21 protein-coding genes, 1 tRNA gene and 1 pseudogene are annotated in these 23,651 nt (G+C 73.2%); 18 read left to right on the top strand and 5 right to left on the bottom strand.

Going from position 1 to position 23,651, the window contains the following annotated elements:
- The first annotated feature begins 224 nt into the window (after nt 1-224).
- The 4 genes from QA634_RS21590 to QA634_RS21605 all read left to right on the top strand — a co-directional run bounded on the left by QA634_RS21590 (nt 225) and on the right by QA634_RS21605 (nt 2,961).
- Complete coding sequence (locus QA634_RS21590) at nt 225-725, top strand: MarR family winged helix-turn-helix transcriptional regulator (protein ID WP_012333996.1); 501 nt, start codon at nt 225-227, stop codon at nt 723-725.
- Nucleotides 726-881: 156 nt separating this feature from the next.
- Nucleotides 882-1,997, top strand: a complete 1,116-nt coding sequence (locus tag QA634_RS21595) for an alkene reductase (RefSeq protein ID WP_012333997.1) — start codon at nt 882-884, stop codon at nt 1,995-1,997.
- Between the two features lie 79 nt (nt 1,998-2,076).
- A complete protein-coding gene (gene arfB / locus QA634_RS21600) occupies nt 2,077-2,502 on the top strand; it encodes an alternative ribosome rescue aminoacyl-tRNA hydrolase ArfB (RefSeq protein ID WP_012333998.1) in 426 nt (141 codons plus the stop codon).
- A 189-nt stretch (nt 2,503-2,691) separates the two neighbouring features.
- A complete protein-coding gene (locus QA634_RS21605) occupies nt 2,692-2,961 on the top strand; it encodes a hypothetical protein (protein ID WP_012333999.1) in 270 nt (89 codons plus the stop codon).
- Here QA634_RS21605 and QA634_RS21610 read toward each other — a convergent pair.
- Nucleotides 2,945-3,586, bottom strand: coding sequence for a transglutaminase-like cysteine peptidase (locus QA634_RS21610; RefSeq protein WP_012334000.1), 642 nt, complete (start codon nt 3,584-3,586; stop codon nt 2,945-2,947). The two genes, QA634_RS21605 and QA634_RS21610, sit on opposite strands and share 17 nt — an antisense overlap.
- A gap of 204 nt (nt 3,587-3,790) precedes the next feature.
- Here QA634_RS21610 and QA634_RS21615 point away from each other — a divergent pair, with 204 nt between their 5' ends.
- Nucleotides 3,791-4,408, top strand: coding sequence for a ParB-like protein (locus QA634_RS21615; RefSeq protein ID WP_012334001.1), 618 nt, complete (start codon nt 3,791-3,793; stop codon nt 4,406-4,408).
- A 658-nt stretch (nt 4,409-5,066) separates the two neighbouring features.
- On the opposite strand, the gene QA634_RS21620 is transcribed toward QA634_RS21615, so the two are convergent.
- Both QA634_RS21620 and QA634_RS21625 read right to left on the bottom strand, forming a co-directional pair.
- Complete coding sequence (locus QA634_RS21620) at nt 5,067-5,777, bottom strand: L,D-transpeptidase (RefSeq protein WP_012334003.1); 711 nt, start codon at nt 5,775-5,777, stop codon at nt 5,067-5,069.
- Nucleotides 5,778-6,240: 463 nt separating this feature from the next.
- A tRNA-Gly gene (locus QA634_RS21625) sits at nt 6,241-6,315 on the bottom strand.
- A 181-nt stretch (nt 6,316-6,496) separates the two neighbouring features.
- Between QA634_RS21625 and QA634_RS21630 the strand changes: the two genes are divergently transcribed.
- The 3 genes from QA634_RS21630 (at nt 6,497) to QA634_RS21640 (ending at nt 9,129) form a co-directional block, all read left to right on the top strand.
- Entirely contained in the window at nt 6,497-7,144 is a 648-nt protein-coding gene (locus tag QA634_RS21630) for a Maf-like protein (protein ID WP_012334044.1), read from the top strand.
- 7 nt (nt 7,145-7,151) lie between these two features.
- Complete coding sequence (locus QA634_RS21635) at nt 7,152-7,349, top strand: DNA gyrase inhibitor YacG (RefSeq protein WP_012334045.1); 198 nt, start codon at nt 7,152-7,154, stop codon at nt 7,347-7,349.
- A gap of 64 nt (nt 7,350-7,413) precedes the next feature.
- Nucleotides 7,414-9,129, top strand: a complete 1,716-nt coding sequence (locus QA634_RS21640; RefSeq protein WP_012334046.1) for a calcineurin-like phosphoesterase C-terminal domain-containing protein — start codon at nt 7,414-7,416, stop codon at nt 9,127-9,129.
- A gap of 10 nt (nt 9,130-9,139) precedes the next feature.
- Here the strand turns inward: QA634_RS21640 and QA634_RS21645 are convergent, their stop codons facing one another.
- Nucleotides 9,140-9,931: a hypothetical protein gene (locus QA634_RS21645; RefSeq protein WP_012334047.1), complete on the bottom strand. Its 792-nt coding sequence runs from the start codon at nt 9,929-9,931 to the stop codon at nt 9,140-9,142.
- 187 nt (nt 9,932-10,118) lie between these two features.
- Between QA634_RS21645 and recO the strand changes: the two genes are divergently transcribed.
- Nucleotides 10,119-10,859, top strand: a complete 741-nt coding sequence (gene recO, locus QA634_RS21650) for a DNA repair protein RecO (protein WP_043702611.1) — start codon at nt 10,119-10,121, stop codon at nt 10,857-10,859.
- 66 nt (nt 10,860-10,925) lie between these two features.
- Complete coding sequence (gene parC / locus QA634_RS21655; RefSeq protein WP_012334049.1) at nt 10,926-13,172, top strand: DNA topoisomerase IV subunit A; 2,247 nt, start codon at nt 10,926-10,928, stop codon at nt 13,170-13,172.
- A 160-nt stretch (nt 13,173-13,332) separates the two neighbouring features.
- On the opposite strand, the gene QA634_RS21660 is transcribed toward parC, so the two are convergent.
- Nucleotides 13,333-15,111 (bottom strand): long-chain-acyl-CoA synthetase, encoded by a 1,779-nt coding sequence (locus QA634_RS21660; RefSeq protein ID WP_012334050.1) that lies wholly within the window; start codon nt 15,109-15,111, stop codon nt 13,333-13,335.
- Nucleotides 15,112-15,419: 308 nt separating this feature from the next.
- Between QA634_RS21660 and QA634_RS21665 the strand changes: the two genes are divergently transcribed.
- The 8 genes and pseudogenes from QA634_RS21665 to QA634_RS21700 all read left to right on the top strand — a co-directional run bounded on the left by QA634_RS21665 (nt 15,420) and on the right by QA634_RS21700 (nt 23,498).
- Nucleotides 15,420-16,718, top strand: a complete 1,299-nt coding sequence (locus QA634_RS21665; protein WP_012334051.1) for an O-acetylhomoserine aminocarboxypropyltransferase/cysteine synthase family protein — start codon at nt 15,420-15,422, stop codon at nt 16,716-16,718.
- Nucleotides 16,719-16,828: 110 nt separating this feature from the next.
- Nucleotides 16,829-17,512, top strand: a pseudogene (gene metA / locus QA634_RS21670) (homoserine O-succinyltransferase MetA); the annotation flags it as partial.
- A 166-nt stretch (nt 17,513-17,678) separates the two neighbouring features.
- Nucleotides 17,679-19,049, top strand: a complete 1,371-nt coding sequence (locus tag QA634_RS21675; protein ID WP_012334053.1) for a lipopolysaccharide biosynthesis protein — start codon at nt 17,679-17,681, stop codon at nt 19,047-19,049.
- Nucleotides 19,050-19,198: 149 nt separating this feature from the next.
- Complete coding sequence (locus QA634_RS21680; protein WP_012334054.1) at nt 19,199-20,173, top strand: NADPH:quinone oxidoreductase family protein; 975 nt, start codon at nt 19,199-19,201, stop codon at nt 20,171-20,173.
- A gap of 160 nt (nt 20,174-20,333) precedes the next feature.
- Complete coding sequence (locus tag QA634_RS21685) at nt 20,334-21,770, top strand: cytochrome ubiquinol oxidase subunit I (RefSeq protein WP_012334055.1); 1,437 nt, start codon at nt 20,334-20,336, stop codon at nt 21,768-21,770.
- 10 nt (nt 21,771-21,780) lie between these two features.
- Nucleotides 21,781-22,788, top strand: coding sequence for a cytochrome d ubiquinol oxidase subunit II (gene cydB, locus QA634_RS21690; protein ID WP_018261655.1), 1,008 nt, complete (start codon nt 21,781-21,783; stop codon nt 22,786-22,788).
- Complete coding sequence (locus QA634_RS21695) at nt 22,784-22,918, top strand: DUF2474 family protein (RefSeq protein ID WP_283027521.1); 135 nt, start codon at nt 22,784-22,786, stop codon at nt 22,916-22,918. The genes cydB and QA634_RS21695 overlap by 5 nt, the downstream gene beginning before the upstream one ends.
- Before the next feature lie 7 nt (nt 22,919-22,925).
- A complete protein-coding gene (locus QA634_RS21700; protein ID WP_012334058.1) occupies nt 22,926-23,498 on the top strand; it encodes a GbsR/MarR family transcriptional regulator in 573 nt (190 codons plus the stop codon).
- The last annotated feature ends 153 nt before the right edge of the window (nt 23,499-23,651 follow it).

Here is a 23,651-nt window from a genome sequence, read left to right on the forward strand (position 1 = left end):
CTCCATGGATGCGCGGGCGCAACGGCCCGGTGGGTCCGGCCAACCCTCGCGAGCCGGCGGATTTCATATAGAGCGCTAATTCATAGCGTGCAATTTGTTTTCTCGGCGGCGAAAGCGTATCGTTCCACATGCAACCTGCCGTGACAGGAAGTGGGACCCGCACGTTCCCGCTGCGCCGCGGCGGAGGCACCGAGCGGGCCGGCGCCGGGTCGATGGAGGCGGACATGTCGGGTTCACCTGCCGAGGTCGCGGCGACGCGCGGCGCGCCGGCCACCGGCGACCTGCATCTCGCGCAGCAGATCTGCTTCGCGGTCTATTCGGCGGCGCATGCCTTCAACCGCATCTACAAGCCTCTCCTCGACGGCCTCGGCCTGACCTACCCGCAATATCTCGCCCTGCTGGTCCTCTGGGAAGAGGACGGGCAGACGATGAAGGCGATCGGGCAGCGGCTCTACCTCGATTCGGGGACGCTGACGCCGCTGATGAAGCGACTGGAGGCCGGCGGATTGGTGAAGCGGGCCCGCGACGGCGCCGACGAGCGGCTGATGCGGATCACGCTGACGGAGGCCGGGAGGGCTCTCCGCCAGAAGGCGCTGCCCTTTCCGCACGAGATCGTCTGCGCCACCGGGCGCACGCCGGCGCATCTGGAGGCGCTGCGCGACGAGATCGTCGCTTTGCGCGACGCGCTCCACGCCCACGCCGCCCCCGAGCGCGACCTGTCCTGACCGGCCGGCATGTGCGCCAGCGCACCGGCCCGCCCGGCGGGGCGGCCCGGGAACCTTTGCGCGCGGGCGGGACTGACCATCTCAGGGCGGTCCGGCCAGCCCGGACGCAACGGTGGGGGCCGCGCTGAGGCCCCTTCGCGGAGTTCGCACGCAAGCATGACCACCGACATCCTCTTCCGCCCGCTGACCCTCGGCGCGGTCCACCTCCAGCACCGGGTCGTGATGGCGCCGCTGACGCGCATGCGCTCGCGCCAGCCCGGCGACGTCCCGCAGCCCCTGAACGCCGAGTATTACGGCCAGCGCGCCAGCCGCGGCGGCCTCGTGATCGCCGAGGCGACCGACATCACCGCGCAGGCCCGCGGCTATCCGGGCGCCCCCGGCATCTACACGCCGGAGCAGGTCGAAGGCTGGCGGGCGGTCGCCGACGCGATCCACGCCAAGGGCGGCTTCCTGTTCATCCAGATCTGGCACACGGGCCGGATCTCGCATTCCTCGATGCAGCCGGGCGGGGCCCTGCCCGTGGCGCCCTCGCCGGTGCCGGCCCCGGGCCAGCACATGGACGCCCGCTTCAACCCGGTGCCGTTCGAGACGCCGCGCGAACTCGCCGAGGCCGAGATCGCCGAGATCGTCGGCCAATTCGCAGAGGCCGCCCGCAACGCCCGCGCGGCGGGCGCGGACGGGGTCGAGATCCACTCGGCGAACGGCTACCTGATCGACCAGTTCCTGCAGGACTCGACCAACCGCCGGACCGACCGCTACGGCGGCGCGATCGCGAACCGGGCCCGCTTCCAGCTCGAGATCGTCGACGCCGTGACGGCGGCGATCGGCGCGGACCGGGTCGGCATCCGCATCTCGCCCTGGGGCAGCTTCAACGGCATGAGGGACAGCGATCCCGGCGCCCTGTTCGACCACGTCACGGCCGAACTCGGCCGGCGCGGCCTCGCCTACCTGCACGTGGTCGAGCCGCGGGCGGACCAGACCAGCGACGTGAACGCCCTCGACCCGAACGCGCCGGACGCGGCCGCGCGCTTCAAGCGCCGCTTCGGCGGGCCGCTGATCGCCGCGGGCGGCTTCACGCCCGCGACCGCCGCCGCCGCGGTGGCGGGCGGGGACGTGGACGCGGTCGCCTTCGGCCGGCTGTTCATCGCCAATCCGGACCTGCCCGAGCGCATCCGGCGCGGGGCCGGCTTCAACCGCTACGACCGCGCGACCTTCTACGGCGGCGACGCGCGGGGCTACACCGACTACCCGGCCCTGTCCTCGGCCGCCTGACCGCTCGGTTGGGGGCGCCGGCTTGTGCCGGGCGCCCCCGCGCGGCAAGTCTCGCCCGACCTCACGTCGGAGACCTGCCGTGGCCCTCGATTGCACGCCCTCGATCAGCATCGACGAGTCGGAGCTGGAGGAGAGCTTCGTGCGCGCCTCGGGGCCGGGGGGGCAGAACGTCAACAAGGTGGCGACCGCGGTGCAGCTGCGCTTCGACGTGCGCCGCTCGCCCTCGCTGCCGAACGCGGTCGCGATCCGCCTCATGAAGCTCGCCGGCCGGCGGCTCACCGCCGAGGGCGTCCTCGTCATCACCGCGCAGGAGCACCGGACGCAGGACCGCAACCGGGCCGAGGCGCGCGAGCGGCTGGCGGAGCTGGTGCGCGAGGCCGCGATCCCGCCCAAGCCGCGGCGCCCGACCCGTCCGACCCGCGCCTCGAAGACTCGCCGCCTCGACGCCAAGTCCCATCGCGGCGGCGTCAAGCGCCTGCGCGCCGCCAAGCCCGGCGCCGACTAGAGGCTGTGTCGCATCATCCGCGAGCCGTGTCCCGAAATGACGAAGGATTCAGCACGGCGTCGGATTCCGCCGGAGGCTCGACCTCGTCCGGCCCGGATGTGGGGCCGCATTAAGGGGCGTGGCGGACCCTGATCCCGACGCGAGCGCCGATCCACAACAAGGCCGCCGCGCGCAGGGCGAGGGGATCCGATGGCTGGACGGTGGCGGAGATGGGGCCTGCAGGGCGCGGGGGTCGCGGCCGCGTGGCTCGGGCTGCTCGCGCTCGCGGGCGGGGACGGCGCGGCGGCGCTCGCCCTGCGGCCGGGGCTCGACCCGGTCGATCCGGTGCGCCCCGCCGTGGCGCCGGCCGCGCCCGCCGTGCGGGTGATCCTGGCGGCGCCGTGGGCGCACGGCACCGCCTTCTTCGCCGAGGAGGCGCGCCAGGTCGCGCGGGCCGAGGCGCTCAGCGGTTCGCGGTGACGACCGGGCCGATCGCCCGCCCGAGGGAGACCCAGGCCACCGCGCTCTGGGACTCGCGCTTGATGAAGGTGTAGCCGGTCCGGTGCCAGGGGAGCACCGCGCTGGTCTTGTTGTCGAGCACGAGGTCGCCGCGGTCGGTACGCAGCATCAGCACCGCGTGGCCCTCGCCCTTCTCGTCGATCACCACCGTCATGCGCATCGCCCGGCGCGGCAGGCCGCCCTCGGCGAGCAGCTTGCGCTTGAGCAGCTGGAAGTCCTCGCAATCGCCCGTGCCGTCCTCGGCGAGGTCCCAGCGGTCGGGCACGCCCCAATGCTCCTGGTCGGTGATCGGGCGGATGCGGCCGTTCACGCCGCGGTTGACCGTGAGGATGGTCTGCCAGACGCGCGGGCTCAGCGTGATCGTCTCGGGCTCGGAGGGGTCGACCGCGCATTCCGCCGCGGAGCGCCGGCAGAACTCGACCCAGGCCGGGATCGGCTTCGCCTCGCCGCTCGCCACCGGCAGGGGCCCGGCGGGGGGGAGGGCGGCGAGGGTCTGGCCCGTCGCCTGCGAGGCCGTCAGGAGGCCGGCGAGGAGCAGGCCCGTCCGCAGCAGGCTCCGGCTCCCCCTGTGATCCCCGCTCCGCATCCGTCCGCCCCGTTAAGCTTCCGTTAAGCTTTCGTGGCACGAGCGGCGGGTGCGGGCAACGGATCGGTGAAGAATTAGTTAACGGCGCCGGCCGCGCCGGGCGGCCTTGACGCGCCCCGGCCGCGATGGCCTGCTGCGGCGAAGATCGGCGGGCCGGGCCCCCCTCGTTCCGGGCCCGACCCGCCCCGTCGGGGGCGACGCCGCATGGCACTTCCGGAACCCTTGCTGAAGCAGGTGCGCGTGAAGGACCTGCGGCCGACCCAGATCACGGTCGGCTTCCGGGAGGTGGAGGCCAAGCGGGAGCACTGGCGCGGCCAGGACCCGGACGAGCGGGCGAAGTTCCTCGGCTCGCACATGATCCCGACCCTGATCGGGCCGAAGGCGCACCACTACATCCTGGACCACCACCACCTCGCCAGGGCGCTGTTCCTCGAGCAGGTCGAGACCGTGATGGTGACCGAGGTCGCGGACCTGCACCACCTCGACAAGGCGGATTTCTGGACCGTCTGCGACCACAAGGCCTGGGTCCACCCCTACGACGCCGAGGGCGTCCGGGTCGGGTTCAAGGCCATCCCGAAATCCCTCGCGGATCTGGAGGACGATCCCTATCGCAGCCTCGCCGGGGCGTTGCGCCGGAAGGGCGGCTTCGCCAAGGAGACGACGCCGTTCAGCGAGTTCCTGTGGGCGGATTTCCTGCGCCGCCGGATCGAGAAGCGGAGGCTGCGCGAGGATTTCGGCGCGGCGCTGGGGGAGGCGATGGCCTGCGCCAAGTCGCCGGAGGCCCACTACCTGCCGGGCTGGTGCGGGCCCTCCGAGACCTGAGCCGGCCGGTCGGGAGGCGGCGGGGCGGGCCCCGCGTCGGTCCGCACGCCCGTTCTCACCCCTTCTCACCGACGCGACGAACCGACATCCGTGCGTTTCGCGCGAACTCACGCCGATTCGCGGCGCTCACGGGACGTTGCGTATCCAGATTACCTCAGTGCACGCGAGGACCGCGCTGACGAGAGGGGCGGACATCTCGCGCGCCTGCTCGCTCGCGACCGTATCCAAGGGTTCGTGCTCTTGCCGATCGCGTGAGGACCGCGTTCTCGTCCTGCAACGCCGCAGCGGCAGGCGTAAGCCGGGTTCGCGCGCGCTCCTTCTCATCTCCGCCCGGGCACCTGCCCGATGCCGGCAGCCGCGCTGCCGTCACCGGCGCGGCCACGACGCGGCCCGCCATCTCTGCCGCCGGGGGGCGGGACCTGCGCCACCGAACCCCGCCCGCCGCCCGGCATCGACGAAGCCGCGCCCGCGCCGCGTGCGACGCTGCGCGCCGGCAACGCCCCCTGCGGGACCGCGGCGGACGAGGCCCTGTCCGCCGCGCTCGACCGGGCCCCTCGACTGGCCGGTGGCCCTCGGCACCTTCGCGGGCCTCGTCGACGGCCAGATCAAGAATCCGAGCCGTGCCGATCGCTGACCGAAACAGGGCCGCCGCCTCTCCCTACGCCGGCAGGACGATCACCTTCGTCTTGACCGGCGTCCGCGCGTAGAGGTGGATCATGTCCTGACTCAGCAGGCCGACGCAGCCGCTCGTGATGCCCTTGCCGATCGATTCGGGCTCGCTGCTGGCGTAGATCGTGTAGAGCGTGTAGGCGCCGTTCTGGTAGAGGTGGAGGGTGCGGGCACCGAGCGGGTTGTCGAGGCCGCCCGGCATGCCGCGGGCGTATTTGGCGGCCTCGGGCTGGCGCCGGATCATCTCCTTGGGCGGTGTCCACGTCGCCCATTCGGATTTGCGGCCGACATAGGCGTCACCGCTCCACAGGAACCCGTCGCGGCCGACATTGGCCCCGTAACGCGTGGCAGACCCGTCGCCCTCGATGCGGTAGACATAGAAATTGCTGGGATCGACGACGATCGTTCCGGGCGCTTCTTTGGACTCGTAACGAACTGTTCTGCGGTAGTACTTTGGATCGACCTTGCTGATGTCGACCGCCGGGATCGGGAATTTCTCCTCCGGCAGCGGTCCGTAGATCTTCGTCGCCTCGGCAAGGAGCAGGCTGTCGGACGCCGCGCAGCCGGCGAGCCCGAGCGCGCCGACGCCGACGGTCGAGCCGACCAGGAACGACCGGCGCGTGAGAAGCCGCGCCTGACGCCGCACCAGAGCGGTCTCGTCGCTCCCGCCGGCCCCGGCCTTCCTACCGTCGATCATCATGATTTGGGACTTCCCGTCTCTTGCGGCCCGATGAGAGAACGCTCCGGCGACCCGTGACGCCTACGGCCCAGCTTAGATTGCCGGTACCGGGTGCGGCTGACAAGCACGGCCTCCGCCGCGCGGCGCTCGCCATTGGCCGAAGCCGGCAACGTTCATGCGATCTTGCGGCCTCGCTCGCGCTGGCGTTGAAGCAACGGCGCAGTTCGCGCCATCAAATGCGTCGTGAGTGTGGCCAGCGCCACTCGCGGCCGGGCGTGGTCGGCGACAGCCCCTGCTGAATGGCCTTGCCGCGGAGGCGCGCGTCCGGGCCGCGCACCGACCTCGGCCGACGGCGCGAGCCCGCACGCCCCTGCCGGCCAGACCCGGCCGAACCCTGAACGGGCAAGAGGAACGGCGGGGACCACCATGGGGAATCCCCGACCAGCGAGGCCGATCAAAGCGACAGCGGAAGCCAGAAATCAGTTGGAGCGGGCGATCGGGATCGAACCGACGACATTCAGCTTGGGAAGCTGACGTTCTACCACTGAACTACGCCCGCGCGGCCGCCGTGCGGCGCCGCCCGACCACGGAGCGCCCGAGGCGCCGTGCCGGATTGGTCGGGACCCTAAGCAAACTCGGCGGCTTTGTCCACGGGGGTTTTCGCCGTGGCTGGACGGCGGGCGCGAGATAGGGCAGGTGCGGCGCCGAGACGACCACCTTCACCGGAACCAGGGCGCGCCATGATCGAGTCTCCCCCCCCTGCGCCGGGCACGCGGCCGAAGCTCGTGCTCGCCTCGGGATCGCCGCGGCGCCTCGCGCTGCTGCAGCAGGCGGGCATCGAGCCGGACGCGCTGCTCCCCGCCGACCTCGACGAGACGCCCCTCAAGGGCGAGCGCCCGCGCGAACTGGTGCGCCGCCTCGCCCGCGCCAAGCTCGACGTGGCCCTCACGGCCGCCCGGCACGGGGAGGATCTGCGCGGCGCCTACGTGGTCTCGGCCGACACCGTGGTGGCGGTCGGGCGGCGCATCCTGCCCAAGACCGAGGTCTCGGACGAGGCCGAGGCCTGCCTGCGGCTGCTGTCCGGGCGCACCCACCGCGTCTACACCGCCGTCTGCATCGCGGGGCCGCGCGACCGCACCCGCGAGCGCCTCGTCGAGACCCGCGTGCGCTTCAAGCGCCTGAACGCCCGCGAGATCGAGGCTTACGTCGCGAGCGGCGAGTGGCGCGGCAAGGCCGGCGGCTACGCCATCCAGGGGCTCGCCGGCAGCTTCGTGGTCAAGCTCGTCGGCTCCTACAGCGCCGTAGTCGGGCTCCCGCTCTACGAGACGGTCGGCCTCCTCGAAGGGGAGGGATTCCCGGTGCGCGCCGCCTGGCGCGCCGCCGCCTGAGGCCCGCATGGGAGCCGACCCGCCCGCCCCCGAGGCGAAGCGCCCGCCCTGCCCGATCTGCGGCAGGCCGGCGGCGGAGCCGTTCCGGCCCTTCTGCTCGAAGCGCTGCGCCGATGTCGACCTGCAGCGCTGGCTGAGCGGCCGCTACGCCATTCCCGCCCGCGAGGACGAGGGGCCCGGCGAGGAGGACAGCGGCGAATCCTGACCGTACCGTCATCCGCGCTTCAAGCGCCGGTGCTTGAAACCCCGGCGCGGCACGGGAGGGGCGGATGACGGAGCGAATCACTCTGACGCGGCGGGAGACCGTGGCGGGCGCGGCGGCCCTCGCCCTGGCGCCGCGCGGCGCCGGCGCCCAGGGGGCGGAGGTCGGTGCGGAGGTCACCGGGGTCGTCTACGAGGACCGCGCCGGACGCGGCCGGCGCGGGCCCGACGATCCGGGCCTCCCGGACGTGCTGGTCTCGAACGGCCGCGAGGTCGTCCGCACCGACGCGCAGGGCCGCTACCGCCTCCCGCTCTCCGACGAGGGCGTGGTCTTCGTCATCAAGCCCAGCGGCTACGCGCTGCCGCGGGACGCGGACAACATTCCCCGCTTCGCCTACCTGCACCAGCCGAACGGCAGCCCCGCCGCGCTGAACCTGCGCTATCCCGGCATCGCCCCGACCGGGCCCCTGCCGGCCTCCGTCGATTTCGGCCTCACCCGGGCGGAGGAGGGCGGCGATTTCGACGTGATCCTGTTCACCGACCCGCAGCCCGAGAGCCAGACCGAACTCGACTACGTGCGCGACACGGCCGTGACCCGGGCCATGGGGATCGAGGCGGCCTTCGGCATCACCGCCGGCGACGTGCTGTTCGACGACCTCTCCCTCTACGGCCGGCACAACCGCATCATGGGCCGGATCGGCCTGCCGTGGTTCCACATCGGCGGCAACCACGACCTCAACTTCGAGGCGACGGACGCGCGCCACAGCCGCGAGACCTTCAAGCGGGTCTACGGCGCGCCCTACTACGCCCTCCACCACGGCGGCGTGCTGTTCCTGCTCCTCGACAACGTCCACTACCTCGGCGCCGCGACAGGCACGCCGGAGCGGGGCGGGCGCTACGAGGGCCGGTTCGGCGAGGCGCAGCTCGCCTTCGTGGAGGCGGTGCTGCGCGAGACGCCCCGCGAAAGCCTCGTGGTCGTGGCGATGCACATCCCGCTCGCGACCGATCTCGGGCCGGACGACCCGTCGCTGAGCACCGTCGACCGGCAGGCCCTGCTGCGGCTGCTCGCGGGCCGCCCCTGCTTCAGCGTCTCGGGCCACACTCACACGACCGAGCACCACTACCTCGACGCGGCCGGCCGCCCCGGCGCCACCGGGCCCGACGCCCATCATCACCACGTGCTGACCGCGGTATCGGGCTCCTGGTGGAGCGGCCCGCCCGACCGCCGCGGCATCGCCACCGCGGACAGCCGCGACGGCACGCCGCACGGCTTCCACGTCCTCAGCATCCGGGGCGGGCGCCACTACACGACCCGCTACGTCCCGGCGAGCGAGGATGCCGGGCGCCAGATGCGCATCGTGCTGGAGAGCCAGTTCCACAGCGACGACCTCGCGCGGCTGCCCGACACGCGGCTTTACGCCCTGTTCGGCTCGCCGGTCCCGGCCGAGAGCGCGGCGGCCTCCCTGCTCGTCGTCAACGTCTTCGACGGCGGTCCGCGGACCAGCGTGCGCTTCCGCATCGGCGACGGCGCGCCGCTGCCCATGACCCGCACAAGGCGGCCCGACCCGTTCGTGGCCGCCCTCTACGCGCGCTTCTCGGCCGCGCGGAAATCCTGGGTGAAGGCCGAGCCGTCCTCGCATGTCTGGACCGCGCGGCTGCCGCGGGACATCGCCCCCGGCACCCACCGCCTCAGCGTCGAGGCGACCGACGAGTACGGCCGCCTCCACCGGGACGGGATCGTGCTCGAAGTGGTCGCCGGCGAGGGCCGCCCGCGCGGCATCTGACGGCCTGCCGTCAGAGCCGGCTCGGCAGGCTGATGACCGCGTCCACCGTGTCCTTGATCGCCTTGCCGGCGGGCGCGAAGTCCGGGATCGGCACGCCCAGGAAGGTCCTCTCCTCCGGGGCCGCGGGCGCGGCCTCCGGGGCGGCGGGCGCCGGCTTGGCCGCGGCCACGCGCGCGGACTCGGTCCTCTCGCGCTTGGCCGCCTGCTTCGGCACCGGCTTCGCGGGCTTCGCGGCGGCCTTGGCCGGAATGGGTGCGGGCTTGACCGGGTCGGGCGCGGCCTCGCGCATCGCCTCGGCCTTGGGCGGCGCCGGAGGCGACGCGGGCGCCTCCCTGGGCGGGGCGGCCGGTTCGGGTGCCGGGCGCTCGAAGCGCTGGGGCGGGTTGAGCGTCCCCGTGATGAGACTTTCGGCCCGGGCCGGGGCGGGCGCGGCCAGGGCGGGCGCGGCCAGGGCGGCCGCGAGCGGCGCCGGCGAGGGGGCCGCGGGCGCTTCGGCGGGCTTGGGCGTCGCGGCCGGCGCGAGCGCGACGACGCGCGCGGGCGGCGCCTCCGGCGCGATCGCCGGCGTCTCGGCGCGCAGGGCCGGCACGCCGTCCTTGATCTCCGGCATCTCCCGGATCGGCCCGACCCGGATCCCGCTCGGGCGCGGGGCGGTGAGCGCCGACAGGGCCGGGTAGGCGAGGGCGCCCAGGGTGGCGAGGCCCAGGAGGCCGGCCGCGCCGAGCATCAGCGGCCCGCGCAGCCGGGAGCGCGCCGCCGCCTGCGGGCGCCGATCCGAGGGATCGATCTCGACGGACATCATGCTCACTCGACTCCGACTTTTCCGTCTTTCCCCGCTTGACAGCATCACGGCGAATCAGGCGCGAAGATGTCGGGCGGTGACCGACCTTCGCGAAATAGCGGTGACGCCTCACGAATCGGTTAGCGTGGCGGTTCGCCGCCCGCGGGCCGGCGTACTGTTTCGCGACATCGCGGCCTATCTCGGGTTCATGCAGTGGAGCGATGAGGGCCTCGTCCTCGGGGCACGGCGGCTGGGCGAGACGGGCGTGGTGCTCGAACTGATGACGGCCGCGCACGGGCGCCACCTCGGCCTCGTCCATGGCGGGCGCTCGCGCCGGATGCAGCCGGTGCTCCAGCCCGGCAACCGGGTGCGCGCGGTCTGGCGGGCGCGGCTCGACGACGGCCTCGGCAGCTTCGCGGTCGAGCCGCTGGACAGCGCGGCCGGCCGCCTGATCGGGTCGCGCCTCGCCCTCTACGGCCTCGCCCACGCCGCCGCGCTCCTGCGGCTCCTGCCGGAGCGCGACCCGCATCCGGGACTCTACGAGGCCGCCCGGGTGCTGATCGACCACCTCGCCGACGCGGCGATCGCGCCACCCCTGATGGTGCGGTTCGAACTCGCCGTGCTCGCCGAACTCGGCTTCGGCCTCGATCTCTCGGCCTGCGCGGCGACCGGCTCCAACGCCTACCTCGCCTATGTCTCGCCCAAGAGCGGCCGGGCGGTGAGCGCCGCCGCCGGCGAGCCCTGGCGCGACAGGCTGCTCGCCCTGCCGGACTTCCTGGTGGCGCGCGAGGCCGGCGGCACCGGCGCCACGCCCACCGCCCGGGACGTTCGCCAGGGATTTACCTTGACGGGATATTTCCTCGACCAGCACGTCTGGGCGCCGCGCGGCCTCGCGCCGCCCGAGGCGCGCGAGCGATTCGTCGCACTCGGCACCGCGGATGCGGGCTGATGTTCGTGTTATGTTCCGCGCTTCCGAGCCGGACATCGTAGAGCTGTGGGGGGACAAGCGGGAGTCATGGGCAAGCCGTTCGAGCCGCCATCCGACCGCGACGGGATCGAGAACGTCGAGCTGAAAACGGCGCTGGAGGAGCGCTACCTCGCCTACGCGCTCTCGACGATCATGCACCGCGCGCTGCCGGACGCGCGCGACGGGCTCAAGCCCGTCCACCGGCGCATCCTCTACGCGATGCGGATGCTGCGCCTCGACCCGGGCACCGCGCACAAGAAGTGCGCCCGCGTGGTCGGCGACGTGATCGGCAAGTACCACCCGCACGGCGACACGGCGGTCTACGACGCGCTGGTGCGCCTCGCGCAGGATTTCGCGCAGCGCTACCCGCTGGTCGACGGCCAGGGCAATTTCGGCAACATCGACGGCGACAACCCGGCGGCCCAGCGCTACACCGAGTGCCGGATGACCGAGGTGGCGCGGCTCCTCCTGGACGGGATGGAGGAGGACGCGGTCGATTTCCGGCCGAACTACGACGGCCAGGAGGAGGAGCCGGTCGTGCTCCCGGCCGCCTTCCCGAACCTGCTCGCCAACGGCGCCCAGGGCATTGCGGTCGGCATGGCGACCTCGATCCCGCCCCACAACGCCGCCGAACTCTGCGACGCGGCGCTCTACCTCATTACCCACCCGACCGCGACCTCCGCGCAGCTGACGAGCTTCGTGAAGGGCCCGGACTTCCCGACCGGGGGCGTGGTGATCGACTCGGCCGAGGCCATCGCGGAGGCCTACCGGACCGGCCGCGGCGCCTTCCGGGTCCGCGCCCGCTGGACGCGGGAGGATCTCGGCCGCGGCCTCTGGCAGGTGGTGGTCACCGAGATCCCCTACGGCGTGCCGAAGGCGCGGCTCATCGAGAAGATGGCCGAGCTCCTGACCGAGAAGAAGCTGCCGCTCCTCGCCGATGTCCGGGACGAATCGGCGGAGGATGTCCGCATCGTGCTGGAGCCGCGCTCGCGCACGGTGGATCCGGTCGTGCTGATGGAATCGCTGTTCCGGCTCACCGAACTGGAGAGCCGCTTCTCCCTCAACATGAACGTGCTGATGAGCGGGCAGGTGCCCCGGGTCGTCGGCCTCGCCGAGGTGCTGCGCGAGTGGCTCGACCACCGCCGCACCGTGCTGCAGCGCCGCTCGCGCCACCGCCTCGGCCAGATCGAGCGGCGCCTGGAGATCCTGGGCGGCCTGCTCATCGTCTATCTCGACCTCGACCAGGTGATCCGCATCATCCGCGAGGAGGACGAGCCCAAGGCCGAGCTGATGCGCCACTTCCAGCTCACCGAGGTGCAGGCGAACGCGATCCTCGACACCCGCCTGCGCAGCCTGCGCAAGCTGGAGGAGATGGAGCTCAAGCGCGAGCAGGCCGCCCTGACCGCCGAGAAGGCGGATCTCGACGCGCTGCTCGACTCCGAGCCGCTGCAGTGGAAGTCGATCGCCGGCCAGGTGCGGGCGGTGAAGAAGACCTTCGGGCCCGAGACGGCGCTCGGCCGCCGCCGCACCACCCTGGAGAACCCGCCCGACACCTCCGACCTCGACCTCGCCGAGGCGATGATCGAGCGCGAGCCGATCACCGTGATCGTGTCGCAGAAGGGCTGGATCCGGGCGCTCAAGGGCCACGTCGCCGATCTCTCGACCGTGCAGTTCAAGGGCGACGACGCGCTCAAGCTGAGCTTCCCGACCGAGACGACCGCGAAGCTCCTGGTTCTCGCCACCAACGGCAAGGTCTTCACCCTGGACGCGGCCAAGCTCCCGGGCGGGCGCGGCTTCGGCGACCCGATCCGCCTGATGGCCGATCTCGACGAGGGCAGCGACATCGTCACGGTCTTCCCCTTCCGGGCGGGGGCGAAGCTCTTGTTCGGCACGAGCGACGGGCGCGGCTTCACCACGCTCGCGGACGGGCTGGTGGCGAATACCCGCAAGGGCAAGCAGGTCGTGGCCCTCGACGGCGCCGCCACGGTGACCCACTGCGTCGAGGCCGGGGCGGGCGACCACGTGGCGGTCTGCGGCGAGAACCGCCTGCTGGTGGTCTTCCCGCTCACCGAGATCCCCGACATGGCCCGCGGCAAGGGCGTCCGGCTGCAGCGCTACCGGGAGAGCACGCTCGCCTATCTGAGCGTCTTCAGGCTCGCCGAGGGCCTGAGCTGGCCCGACAGCGCTGGGCGCACGCGCACCGTCGTCGGCGAGGAACTGGCGAAGTGGGTGGGCCACCGCGGCACCGTCGGCGCGATGGCGCCGCGGGGCTTCCCGCGCAGCAACCGGCCGTAGCCGAGACGGAACCAGCGGTCATGGGACATGACCGCTGGGATCATCCGACATCCGGTTGATGGCTTCGCCATCTCCCATTTCGGCAAGGCGGATGTTGTCTTCGCTCAGGCGCCGTGCGGGCTCGTGATCCGGGATCCGCTTCGATCAAGCGGATCCCGGATCAGACCCGCACGTCCCCGCCCACGATGCGCCCGTGCAGCTCCGCGTCGAGCGGCACGTAGGCCCCCTGCGCGGCGTCGTCGAAATAGAGCGGGTCGCCCGTCCGCGCCGGATCGAACCCCGCCTCGACCAGCGCCTGCTTCTTCTGCTTGAAGGTCTCGGTGATCTCGAAATCCCGGCACAGCCGCAGGAAGAGCGGGCGCGCGTAGGCGGGCAGTTCGGCGGCGAGATGCGCCCGCAGGCCGGCGAGCTCGAAGCCCTCCGCCACGGTCAGCGCCGCCATGCCGGCGCGCCCCTCCGTGCCCGGGACGGCGACCCCGTACACCACCGCCTCGGTCACGCCCGGCGCCCGCGCGAGCGCCGCCGCCACCTCCGTCGTCGCCACGTTCTCGCCCTTCCAGCGGAAGGTGTCCCCGACCCGGTCCACGAAGCTGTAGAAGCCCTGCCGGTCGACCCGCATCAGGTCCCCGGTGCGGAACCACGCGTCGCCGGGGGCGAACACGTCGCGCAGGACCTTGGCCTCGCTCGCCGCCTTGCTGGTATAGCCCTCGAAGCGCTGGCTGCCGACCTCGCGCGCGAGGCGCCCGATCAGCTCCCCGGCCTCGCCCGGCGGGCAGCGCAGACAGAGCCCGTCCGGGCCGCGGGCCGGCGCGCCGGTCTCCGGATCGTGCCGGACGAGGGCGGCCGGGGAGGAATGCGCCAGGAAGGGCGGCACCCGCCCGACCGCACCAACCCGGCCCTCGACGTTGCAGAGAGAGAGGGTGCCCTCGGTCGCGGCGTAGAATTCGAGGATGCGGGGGATCGCGAACCGCGCCTGGAACGCCTCCCAGATCTCGGGGCGCAGCCCGTTGCCGGTGGCGAGGCGCAGCGCGTGGGCGCGCTCCAGCGGGTGGGCGGGCGCGTTCAGCAGGTAGCGGCAGAGTTCGCCGATGTACTGGATGATGGTGCAGCGTTCCGCGACCACGTCGTCCCAGAAGCGACGGGCCGAGAAGCGCTCGCGCAGCACGGCGGCGCCGCCGCCCACGATCACGCTCCCGGGCGCCACCACGCCGCCGACGCTGTGGTACATCGGCAGGCAGCTGTAGAGCCGGTCCGTCGCTCCGGTCGCGTTGAGGCCCGCGAACCAGTGGCTCCAGGTCATCACCCGGTGGTGGCTCACCCGGGCGGCCTTCGGCAGGCCGGTCGTGCCCGAGGTGTAGATGTAGAGGGCGGTGTCCGCCAGCGTGACGCCGCGCTCCTCGGCCGCCGCGAAGGGGCCCGGGTCGAGCGCCTCGAGGGCTCCCGCGAGGTCGTCCGCCCAGAGCAGGCGCGGCCGCTCGGCGAGGTGCGGCGCGGCGCCCTCGCAGGCGGCCCGCAGCTCCGGCCCGACGATCAGGTGCGAGGGCGAGGCCGCCGCGATGCAATGGGCGAGGCCCGCCCCGGTGAGGTGGGTGTTGAGCAGGGCGACCCGCACGCCGACCCGGCTCAGCCCGAGCCAGGCCGCCATCGTGTCGGGCCCGTTCGGCAGCATCAGGCCGACCGCGGCGCCGGGCCCGAGACCCTGCGCCAGGGCCCAGCGGGCGTAGCGCCGGCACAGCGCGGCGAGGCCCGCGTGGCTGAGGCGCCCCCGCTCGCCGATCAGGGCCGGGGCCTCGCCGTGGCGCTCGCCGAGTTCGTCGATCACCCGCGGCAGGGTGCGCCAGGGCTGCTGGCCGATGCGCGCCGTGCGCTCCAGCGCCCCGAGCCACCCGCCCGCGGCGGATGAGCCCGCCCGGGCCACGGCCGCACCTGCGCTCATCATCCGCCGAACTCCCCGCTCGCACCCGCTGCCCCGACCCTGCGGCGCAAGGCTTAAGCAAGGCTTGCGGCGCGTGCGACGCCGCGCGCTCCCGCGCTCCGAGCGATCTGCGAAAGACATTCTTCAGCATGCGGCCGGTTCCCGCCCGACGAGCCCGGTTTTCCGCGCGGGCGGGAAGCAAGCCGCAAGGATATGGCGGTCAGTCTTCTGCCCGCGACGGCCTGCACCGGAGCGATCGTCCGATTCTGAGACATCCGGGTCGGTTCGGCGCTTGCAGGGCGGGGCGCACGAGGTTTCCCAAGGACGACGCCATGCGGCCTGAGACGATCGCGATCCATGCCGGCTACGAGGACGATCCGACGACCAAGGCCGTCGCCGTCCCGATCTACCAGACCGCCGCCTACGCCTTCGACAGCGCGGAGCACGGCGCCGCGCTGTTCAACCTGGAAATGCCGGGCTACCGCTACAGCCGGATCGCCAACCCGACCAACGCGGTGCTGGAGCGCCGGGTGGCCGAACTGGAGGGCGGGGTGGCGGCGCTCAGCGTCGCGACCGGCCAGGCGGCCCTGCACTACGCCATCGCGACGCTGGCCGATTGCGGCGGCAACATCGTCTCGGTGCCGCAGCTCTACGGCACCACCCACACCCTCTTCGCGCATGTCCTGCCCCGCCAGGGCATCCACACGCGCTTCGCCGCGAGCGACGCGCCCGAGGCGGTCGCCCGCCTGATCGATGCCGACACCCGCGCGGTCTATTGCGAGAGCATCGGCAACCCGGCCGGCAACATCTGCGACATCGCCGCCCTCGCCGAGGTGGCGCACGCCCACGGCGTGCCCCTGGTGGTCGACAACACGGTCGCGACGCCGATCCTGATGCGGCCCCTCGACCACGGGGCCGACATCGTGATCGCCTCGCTCACCAAGTTCATGGGCGGGCACGGCACCACGCTCGGCGGCATCATCGTGGATGGCGGGCGCTTCCCGTGGCTCGCCCATCCCGAGCGGTTCCCGATGTTCTGCAAGCCGGACGCGTCCTATCACGGCCTCGTATACGCGGAGAGGTTCGGGGCGAGCGCCTTCGCCGAGCGGGCGCGCAGCGTCTACCAGCGCACGACCGGCGCGGTGCTGGCCCCCTTCAGCGCCTTCCTGCTGCTGCAGGGCATCGAGACCGTGGCCCTGCGGGTCGAGCGCCACGTGGAGAATGCCCGCAAGGTCGCCGAATTCCTGCGCGACGATCCGCGGGTCGCCTGGGTGAACTACGCCGGCTTCCCCGACAGCCCGCACTACCCGATGGCGCGCAAGTACCTCGGCGGGCGGGCCTCCTCGCTCCTCACCTTCGGGGTGCAGGGGGGCTACGCGGGCGGGGCGGCCTTCTACGACGCCCTCACGCTGGTCAAGCGGCTCGTCAATATCGGGGACGCGAAGTCGCTCGCCTGCCACCCGGCCTCGACCACCCACCGGCAGATGTCGCCCGAGGAGCAGCGCCACGCGGGGGTGCTGCCGGAGGCGATCCGGCTCTCGGTCGGCATCGAGCACAGCGACGACATCCTGGCCGACCTCGACCAGGCGCTCGAGGCCGCGGGCCGCAGCCTGCTGCGCGCCGCCGAGTGAGCGGGAGCCGCCGCGCGATGCTCAAGCCCGCCACCCCGCCGCTCGCCCGGGCGGGCCGGCCGCGGCCGGCCGCGCCCCGCGACCGCCTAACGGTCGGTCTCCTCAACAACATGCCGGACGCCGCGCTCGCCGCGACGGACCGCCAATTCTCCGCCCTGCTCGGGCGCGAGGTGCGCCTGCTGCGCTTCCACCTGCCGGAGATCGCCCGCGGGCCCGAGGCCCGGGACATGCTGGCGCCCCTCTCGGCGCCGGCCGACGCCCTGGAGGGCGCCGGGCTCGACGCGCTCATCGTCACGGGCTGCGAGCCGCGCGCGGCCGACCTGCGCGACGAGCCCTACTGGCCGGCCCTGGCCGGCGTGATCGACTGGGCGCGCGACCACACGGTCTCGACGCTGTTCTCGTGCCTCGCGGCCCACGCGGCGGTGCTGCACCTCGACGGCATCGCCCGGCGGCGCATGGCGCGCAAGCGCTCCGGGATCTTCGCCTGCCGGCCGGTGGCGGCCCACCCGCTCCTCGCCGGGATGCCCGCGGTGCTGCCGGTGCCGCATTCCCGCTGGAACGACCTCGCCGAGGCGGATCTCGCCGCGTCCGGCTACCACGTGCTGACGCGCTCGGACGAGGCGGGGGTCGACCTGTTCGTGAAGCCCGAGCGCAGCCTGCTGGTCTTCCTGCAGGGCCACCCCGAATACGACCCGGACAGCCTCGCCCGCGAGTACCGGCGCGACCTCAAGCGCTTCGGGCGCGGCGAGCGGGCCGAGCCCCCGGACCGCCCCGTCCACTACTTCGACCCTGAGATCGAGGCGGCGCTCGACGACCACGCCCGGGGCGGGTGGGCGGGGAGCCGTCCTGCGCGCCGCCCGCCGCGCCGGCCTGGCCGCCGGTGGCCGCGCAGCTGTTCCGGAACTGGCTCTCCCTCGTGGCGACCCGCCGGGGCGCCCGGGCCGGCGCCGCGGCGGCGCCGTGACCGTCCGGCCACCCGCCCGGCTCGCCCGGCTGCTCACCGGCTCGGCGGCCCTCGCGGCCATCCGCCTCGGCGGCGCGGGCTTCGGCTTCGTCGCCCAGGCCTTCCTCGCCCGTTTCGTGGGCGCCCACGACCTCGGCCTGTTCTACGCGGCGACGAGCCTCGCGATCGTGGCCGGTCTCCTCGCGACCCAGGGCTACACGCAGATCGCCTCGCGCTTCGCGGCCCGCTACCGGTCGCCGGCCCGCCGGCGCCTGTTCGCCGCCTTCGTGGCGACGGCGCGCCGGGACAGCCTCGCGGCCGCCGCCCTGTTCTCGGGGCTGATCGCCGGGGCGAGCCTGCTCGCGCCGGGCCTCGACGCCACGACGCGCCATTGCGGGCTGCTGGCGGGCCTGCTCGTCCTGGCGACGACGAGCCTGACCCTGTTCACCAATCTCGCCGGCGCGATCCGGCTGTTCGGCCTGTGCTACGTGCCCGAGGGGATCGTGCGGCCGGCCGTCTTCCTGGTCCTCGTGGTCGGGCTGCGCCTCGCCTGGCCGGGAGCGACGGGCGACGCCGTCACGGCCCTGTTCACGGGACTGACCGTCCTGATCGCCGTGGTGCAGCTCCGGCTGCTCCTGCCCCACCTGCCGCCCCGGCGCGCGCCGGGACGGAGCGCGCGCCGGCTCAGGCGGCGCTGGCGGCGCGAGGCGCATTCCCTGATGCTGCTCTCGATCTACACCAACATCTTCGCGGATCTCGGCATCCTCTGCGTGACGCCGTTCCTGCCGAAGGCCGAGGTGGCGGTGTTCGGCCTCTGCCTCAAGCTCGCGCTCCTGGTCGGCTACGTCGTCCAGGTGACGCAGCAGATGGCGGTGCCGGACCTCGCCGATGCCCGCCGGGCGGGCGACCACGCGGCGATGCGCCGGATCGTGTGCCGCTCGCTCGCCCTGCCCGGCGCCGCGACGCTGGCGGCCCTCGCCGCGGTCCTGGTCGCGGGCGCGCCGCTCCTCTCGCTGTTCGGCCCCGAATTCCCGCACGGCGCCGCGGCGCTCGCCATCCTGGTCGGCAGCCAGCTCCTGCGCGCCCTCGCCGGACCGAGCGCCCACCTGGTGACCCTCACGGGCGCGCAGGGGCTCAACGCGCGGCTCTGCGTTCTCGCCCTGCTGGTCCTGGTGGCGGCCAATCTCGCGCTGACGCCCGCCTTCGGCGTGACCGGCGCCGCCGGCGCGGTCCTCGCGAGCTACGCCGCCTGGATCCTCGCCACCGCGCTCGTCCTGCGCCGGCTCGGGGAGATCCGCACCGACGCGCTCTCGCTCCTGCCGGGCGCGCGGAGGGCCGCGCCGACGCGGGAGGGAGCCCGGGGCCGCGCCGTCCTGAGCGGGGGGTGAGGGCCGGACGCGCCCGCGCGGCCGGCACCTCCGGGCGCGGCGCGCCGCCGCGCGCCGGGGACAGCGGATCACGCCCGCCCTTGCCAGCCGGCCGCGCCTGCCTCACGCAGGGGCCGAGGCCGCCGGTCCGGCGGCGGGGAGGGACGGTGATGAAGGCGCTCCTGTGCAAGACGCTCGGCGGGCCGGAGGATCTGGTCATCGCGGATCTGCCGGATCCCGTGCCGGGGCCGGGCGAGGTGCGCGTCCGGGTGACCGTGGCGGCCCTGAACTTCTTCGACACGCTGATCATCGCCGGCCGCTACCAGGTCAAGCCGGACCTGCCCTTCTCGCCGGGCGCGGAGGCCGCCGGGATCGTCGAGGCGATCGGGCCGGGCGTCGAGGGCCTGCGGGTCGGCGAGCGCGTCATCGCCCATCTCGGCCACGGCACCTGCCGGGAGACGATCCTGGCCCGCCGCGAGGCCCTGAGCCCCATCCCCGACGGGGTCGGCGACGAGCAGGCCGCGGGCCTCACGGTCACCTACGGCACCTCCCTGCATGCCCTGCAGGACCGCGCCGCCCTGCGGGCGGGCGAGACCCTCGTCGTCCTCGGGGCCTCCGGCGGGGTCGGGCTCGCGGCGGTCGAGCTCGGCCACGCCATGGGCGCGCGCGTCATCGCCTGCGCCTCCTCGGCGGACAAGCTGGAGGCGGCCAGGGCCCACGGCGCCGACCTCGTCCTCGACTATTCCGAGGAGAACCTGCGCGAGGGCCTGCGCCGGCTCGGCGGCGCGGCCGGGATCGACGTGGTCTACGATCCCGTCGGCGGCGACTTCTCGGAGCCGGCCCTGCGCTCCCTCAACTGGAAGGGCCGGTTCCTGGTGATCGGGTTCGCGGCCGGGCCGATCCCCAAGATCCCGCTCAACCTCGTGCTCCTCAAGGGCATCGACGTGCAGGGCGTGCACTGGGGCGCCTTCGTGAGGAACGAGCCCGAGGCCCACGCCCGCAACCAGGCCCGCCTCCTCGCCCTGGTGGCCGAGGGCCGCCTCACCGCGAAGGTGCACGGCGTCTACCCGCTGGAGCGCGCCGCGGAAGCCCTAGGCGTGCTCTCGCGCCGCGAGGCGGTCGGCAAGGTGCTGCTGCGACCCTGAGCGGGCGCCCGCGCGGCGTCCGGCCGGGCCCCGCGCGGGCCCCGCGCCGCGCGGCTGCCGCCGGGCCGTCGCGGCGATGCGCCGCGGCGCTTCGGGACTTTCGGAAATTCCTGAAATGGCGAGATAGGACGCAGGTGTCGGCCTCGAACGGGGATACGTCATGCTGTCGACCTTGGACGCCCTGCTGCTCGCCCGGATCCAGTTCGGGTTCACGGTGGCGTTCCACATCATCTTCCCGGCCTTCTCGATCGGGCTCGCGAGCTACCTCGCCGTGCTCGAAGGCCTCTGGCTCGCCACCGGGCGCTCCGTCTACCTCGACCTCTTCAAGTACTGGGTGAAGATCTTCGCCGTCGCCTTCGCGATGGGCGTCGTCTCGGGGCTGGTCATGTCGTACCAGTTCGGGACGAACTGGTCGGTCTTCTCGGACAAGGCCGGGCCGGTGCTGGGGCCGCTGATGGCCTACGAGGTGCTGTCGGCCTTCTTCCTGGAGGCGGGCTTCCTCGGCGTGATGCTGTTCGGGATGAGCAAGGTCGGGCCGCGCCTGCACTTCCTGGCGACGCTGGCGGTGGCGGTCGGCACCTTCTTCTCGGCCTTCTGGATCCTGTCGGTGAATTCCTGGATGCAGACGCCGCAGGGCTACGGCAGCAACGCGGCCGGCCAGCTGATCCCGCTGGATTGGTGGGCGATCATCTTCAACCCGTCCTTCCCGTACCGGCTCGTGCACATGGTGCTGGCCGCCTACCTGACCACCGCCCTGGTGGTCGGGGCGGTGGGCGCCTGGCACCTGCTGCGCGACTGCCGCCGCGCCGTCGGCGGCCCGAGCGAGGGCGCCCGCACCATGTTCTCGATGGCGATGTGGATGGCGGCCCTGGTGGCGCCGGTCCAGATCGCGGCGGGCGACGCGCACGGGCTCAACACGCTGGAGCACCAGCCCGCCAAGGTGATGGCGATGGAGGGCCATTTCGAGAGCCACCCGGCCGGCGCTCCCCTGATCCTGTTCGGCCTGCCGAACCAGGCGGCGGGCCGCGTCGACTACGCCTTGGAGATCCCGCGGCTCTCCTCGCTCATCCTCAAGCACGATCTCGACGCGCCGCTGAAGGGCCTCGACACGGTGCCGCGCGAGAACTGGCCGCCGGTCCCGGTGGTGTTCTGGTCCTTCCGGGTGATGGTGGGGCTCGGCTTCCTGATCCTGTTCCTCGGCCTGCTCAGCCTGCTCGCGCGGCTGCGCGGCCGGCTCTACGAGTGGCCCCCCCTGCACCGCTTCGCGGTGGCGATGGGGCCGGCGGGCTTCGTCGCCGTGGTGGCGGGCTGGATCACCACCGAGGTCGGCCGCCAGCCCTTCACGGTCTACGGCCTGCTGCGCACGGCCGACTCCGCCTCGCCGCTCTCGGCGCCCGCCGTCGCGGGCTCCCTGATCGCCTTCGTGCTGATCTATTTCGCGGTGTTCTCGATGGGCGTGCTCTACATCCTGCGCCTGATGAGCAAGCCGCCCTCCTACGGCGAGCCCGGCGTCGAGGCCGGCAAGCCGATCCGCACGGCCGGCATCACGCCGGCCCCCTCGGTCGATCCCGACCGCGCCATGCAGCCGGCCGAGTGAGGAGGAATCCGTGGTGGAGCATCTCGACCTGACGGTCGTCTGGGCCTTCGTGATCGCCTTCGCGGTGTTCGCCTACATCGTGATGGACGGGTTCGACCTCGGCATCGGCATCCTGTTCCCGGCCTTCCGGCCGGGCGAGGAGCGCGACACCGCCATGAACTCGGTCGCCCCGGTCTGGGACGGCAACGAGACGTGGCTGGTGCTCGGGGGAGGGGGCCTGTTCGCGGCCTTCCCGCTCGCCTACGCGGTGCTGCTGCCGGCGCTCTACGCGCCGGTCATCGCCATGCTGCTCGGCCTGATCTTCCGGGGCGTCGCCTTCGAGTTCCGCTGGCGCGATCCGGGCCACCGGGCCTTCTGGGACCTCGCCTTCACGGGGGGCTCGCTGGTCGCGGCGCTGGCCCAGGGCATCGCCCTCGGGGCCATGCTCCAGGGCATCGCGGTCGAGGGCCGCGCCTATGCGGGCGGCTGGTGGGACTGGCTGTCGCCCTTCAGCCTCCTGGTCGGGCTCGGCCTCCTCTGCGGCTACGCCCTGCTCGGCGCCACTTGGCTGGTGATGCGCACGCGGGGGCCGCTGCAGGAGCGGGCGCGCCGCCTCTCGGCCCGGCTCGGCGCCGCCACCATCGCGGCGATCTTCCTGGTCAGCGCGGTGACGCCGTTCCTGGAGGGCCAGTACTGGCAGCGCTGGTTCGCGATGCCGCACGTGCTCCTGACCGCGCAGGTGCCGCTCCTCGTCGGCCTCGCGGCCTTCGCATTCTTCCGCGCCCTGCGGCAGGGGGCGGAGCGGGCGCCCTTCCTGATCGCCCTCGGCCTGTTCCTGCTCTCCTTCGTGGGGCTCGGCATCAGCATCTACCCGGACGTGGTGCCGGGCCGGATCTCGATCTGGGACGCCGCCGCGCCGCGCGCCAGCCAAGTGTTCATGCTGGCCGGGGCCTCCGTGCTGATCCCGATCATCCTGGCCTACACCGCCTACGCGTACTGGGTGTTCCGGGGCAAGGTCGACGCGACGGGGTACCATTGATGGCGGCGCCCCCGACGCGCCGGCGCCGCTCTGGCGCCGGCTCCTCTGGTTCGCCACCCTTTACGGCGCAAGCCTCCTCGCCCTCGGCCTCGTCGCCTCGGTGCTGCGGGCCTGGCTCAGGGCCGGGTGAGGACGCCATGCAGCTGCCGCCCCTCGTCCAGACCTTCGTCCTGCATTTCGGCGAGATGGGCTCGCGCTGGGGCATCAACCGGACGGTGGGCCAGATCTACGCGCTCCTGTTCGTCGCGGAGCGCGCCCTCAACGCCGACGAGATCGTCGAGCGCCTCGGCCTGTCGCGCTCGAACGTCAGCATGGGCCTGAAGGAGCTGCAGGCCTGGAACCTCGTGCGGCTGCTGCACCGGCCGGGCGACCGGCGCGACTACTTCTCGACGCCCGAGGACATCTGGCAGATCGTCCGAACCCTGGTCGAGGAGCGCAAGAAGCGCGAGGTCGACCCGACGCTCACCATGCTGCGCGAGATCCTGATGCAGGAGCCGCGCAGCCCGGAGGAGCGGCACGCGCAAGGACGCCTCGCCGAGATGCACGACCTCTTCGAACTCTTCGCGAACTGGTACGGCGAGGTGCGGCGCCTGGAGACGGAGAGGCTCGTGCAGCTCCTGCGGCTCGGTGCCCGGGTCCAGAAGGTGCTGGAGGCCAAGGACCGCGTGCTCGGCGCGGTGCCGCGCCGCCGCAAGCCCGACCCGGCCTGACCGCTGCGTCATCCGCCATCCGGTTGATGGATTCGCCATCTCCCATGTCGGCCATGCGGATGTCGGTGTCGCTCAGGCGCCGCGCGGGCTGGTGATCCGGGATCCGCGTCGATCGAGCGGATCCCGGATCACGCCGCACCCGCGAAACCCGTG

Source organism: Methylobacterium sp. CB376 (assembly GCF_029714205.1).
Lineage (GTDB): Bacteria > Pseudomonadota > Alphaproteobacteria > Rhizobiales > Beijerinckiaceae > Methylobacterium.

Excerpts from the sequence above, each read along its gene's own strand:
- QA634_RS21590 (WP_012333996.1), top strand. The coding sequence starts at position 225 with ATGTCGGGTTCACCTGCCGAGGTCGCGGCGACGCGCGGCGCGCCGGCC.
- QA634_RS21595 (WP_012333997.1), top strand. The coding sequence starts at position 882 with ATGACCACCGACATCCTCTTCCGCCCGCTGACCCTCGGCGCGGTCCAC.
- QA634_RS21605 (WP_012333999.1), top strand. The coding sequence starts at position 2,692 with ATGGCTGGACGGTGGCGGAGATGGGGCCTGCAGGGCGCGGGGGTCGCG.
- QA634_RS21610 (WP_012334000.1), bottom strand. The coding sequence starts at position 3,586 with ATGCGGAGCGGGGATCACAGGGGGAGCCGGAGCCTGCTGCGGACGGGC.
- QA634_RS21615 (WP_012334001.1), top strand. The coding sequence starts at position 3,791 with ATGGCACTTCCGGAACCCTTGCTGAAGCAGGTGCGCGTGAAGGACCTG.
- QA634_RS21620 (WP_012334003.1), bottom strand. The coding sequence starts at position 5,777 with ATGATGATCGACGGTAGGAAGGCCGGGGCCGGCGGGAGCGACGAGACC.
- QA634_RS21630 (WP_012334044.1), top strand. The coding sequence starts at position 6,497 with ATGATCGAGTCTCCCCCCCCTGCGCCGGGCACGCGGCCGAAGCTCGTG.
- QA634_RS21635 (WP_012334045.1), top strand. The coding sequence starts at position 7,152 with ATGGGAGCCGACCCGCCCGCCCCCGAGGCGAAGCGCCCGCCCTGCCCG.
- QA634_RS21640 (WP_012334046.1), top strand. The coding sequence starts at position 7,414 with ATGACGGAGCGAATCACTCTGACGCGGCGGGAGACCGTGGCGGGCGCG.
- QA634_RS21645 (WP_012334047.1), bottom strand. The coding sequence starts at position 9,931 with ATGATGTCCGTCGAGATCGATCCCTCGGATCGGCGCCCGCAGGCGGCG.
- recO (WP_043702611.1), top strand. The coding sequence starts at position 10,119 with ATGCAGTGGAGCGATGAGGGCCTCGTCCTCGGGGCACGGCGGCTGGGC.
- parC (WP_012334049.1), top strand. The coding sequence starts at position 10,926 with ATGGGCAAGCCGTTCGAGCCGCCATCCGACCGCGACGGGATCGAGAAC.
- QA634_RS21660 (WP_012334050.1), bottom strand. The coding sequence starts at position 15,111 with ATGATGAGCGCAGGTGCGGCCGTGGCCCGGGCGGGCTCATCCGCCGCG.
- QA634_RS21665 (WP_012334051.1), top strand. The coding sequence starts at position 15,420 with ATGCGGCCTGAGACGATCGCGATCCATGCCGGCTACGAGGACGATCCG.
- QA634_RS21680 (WP_012334054.1), top strand. The coding sequence starts at position 19,199 with ATGAAGGCGCTCCTGTGCAAGACGCTCGGCGGGCCGGAGGATCTGGTC.
- QA634_RS21685 (WP_012334055.1), top strand. The coding sequence starts at position 20,334 with ATGCTGTCGACCTTGGACGCCCTGCTGCTCGCCCGGATCCAGTTCGGG.
- QA634_RS21700 (WP_012334058.1), top strand. The coding sequence starts at position 22,926 with ATGCAGCTGCCGCCCCTCGTCCAGACCTTCGTCCTGCATTTCGGCGAG.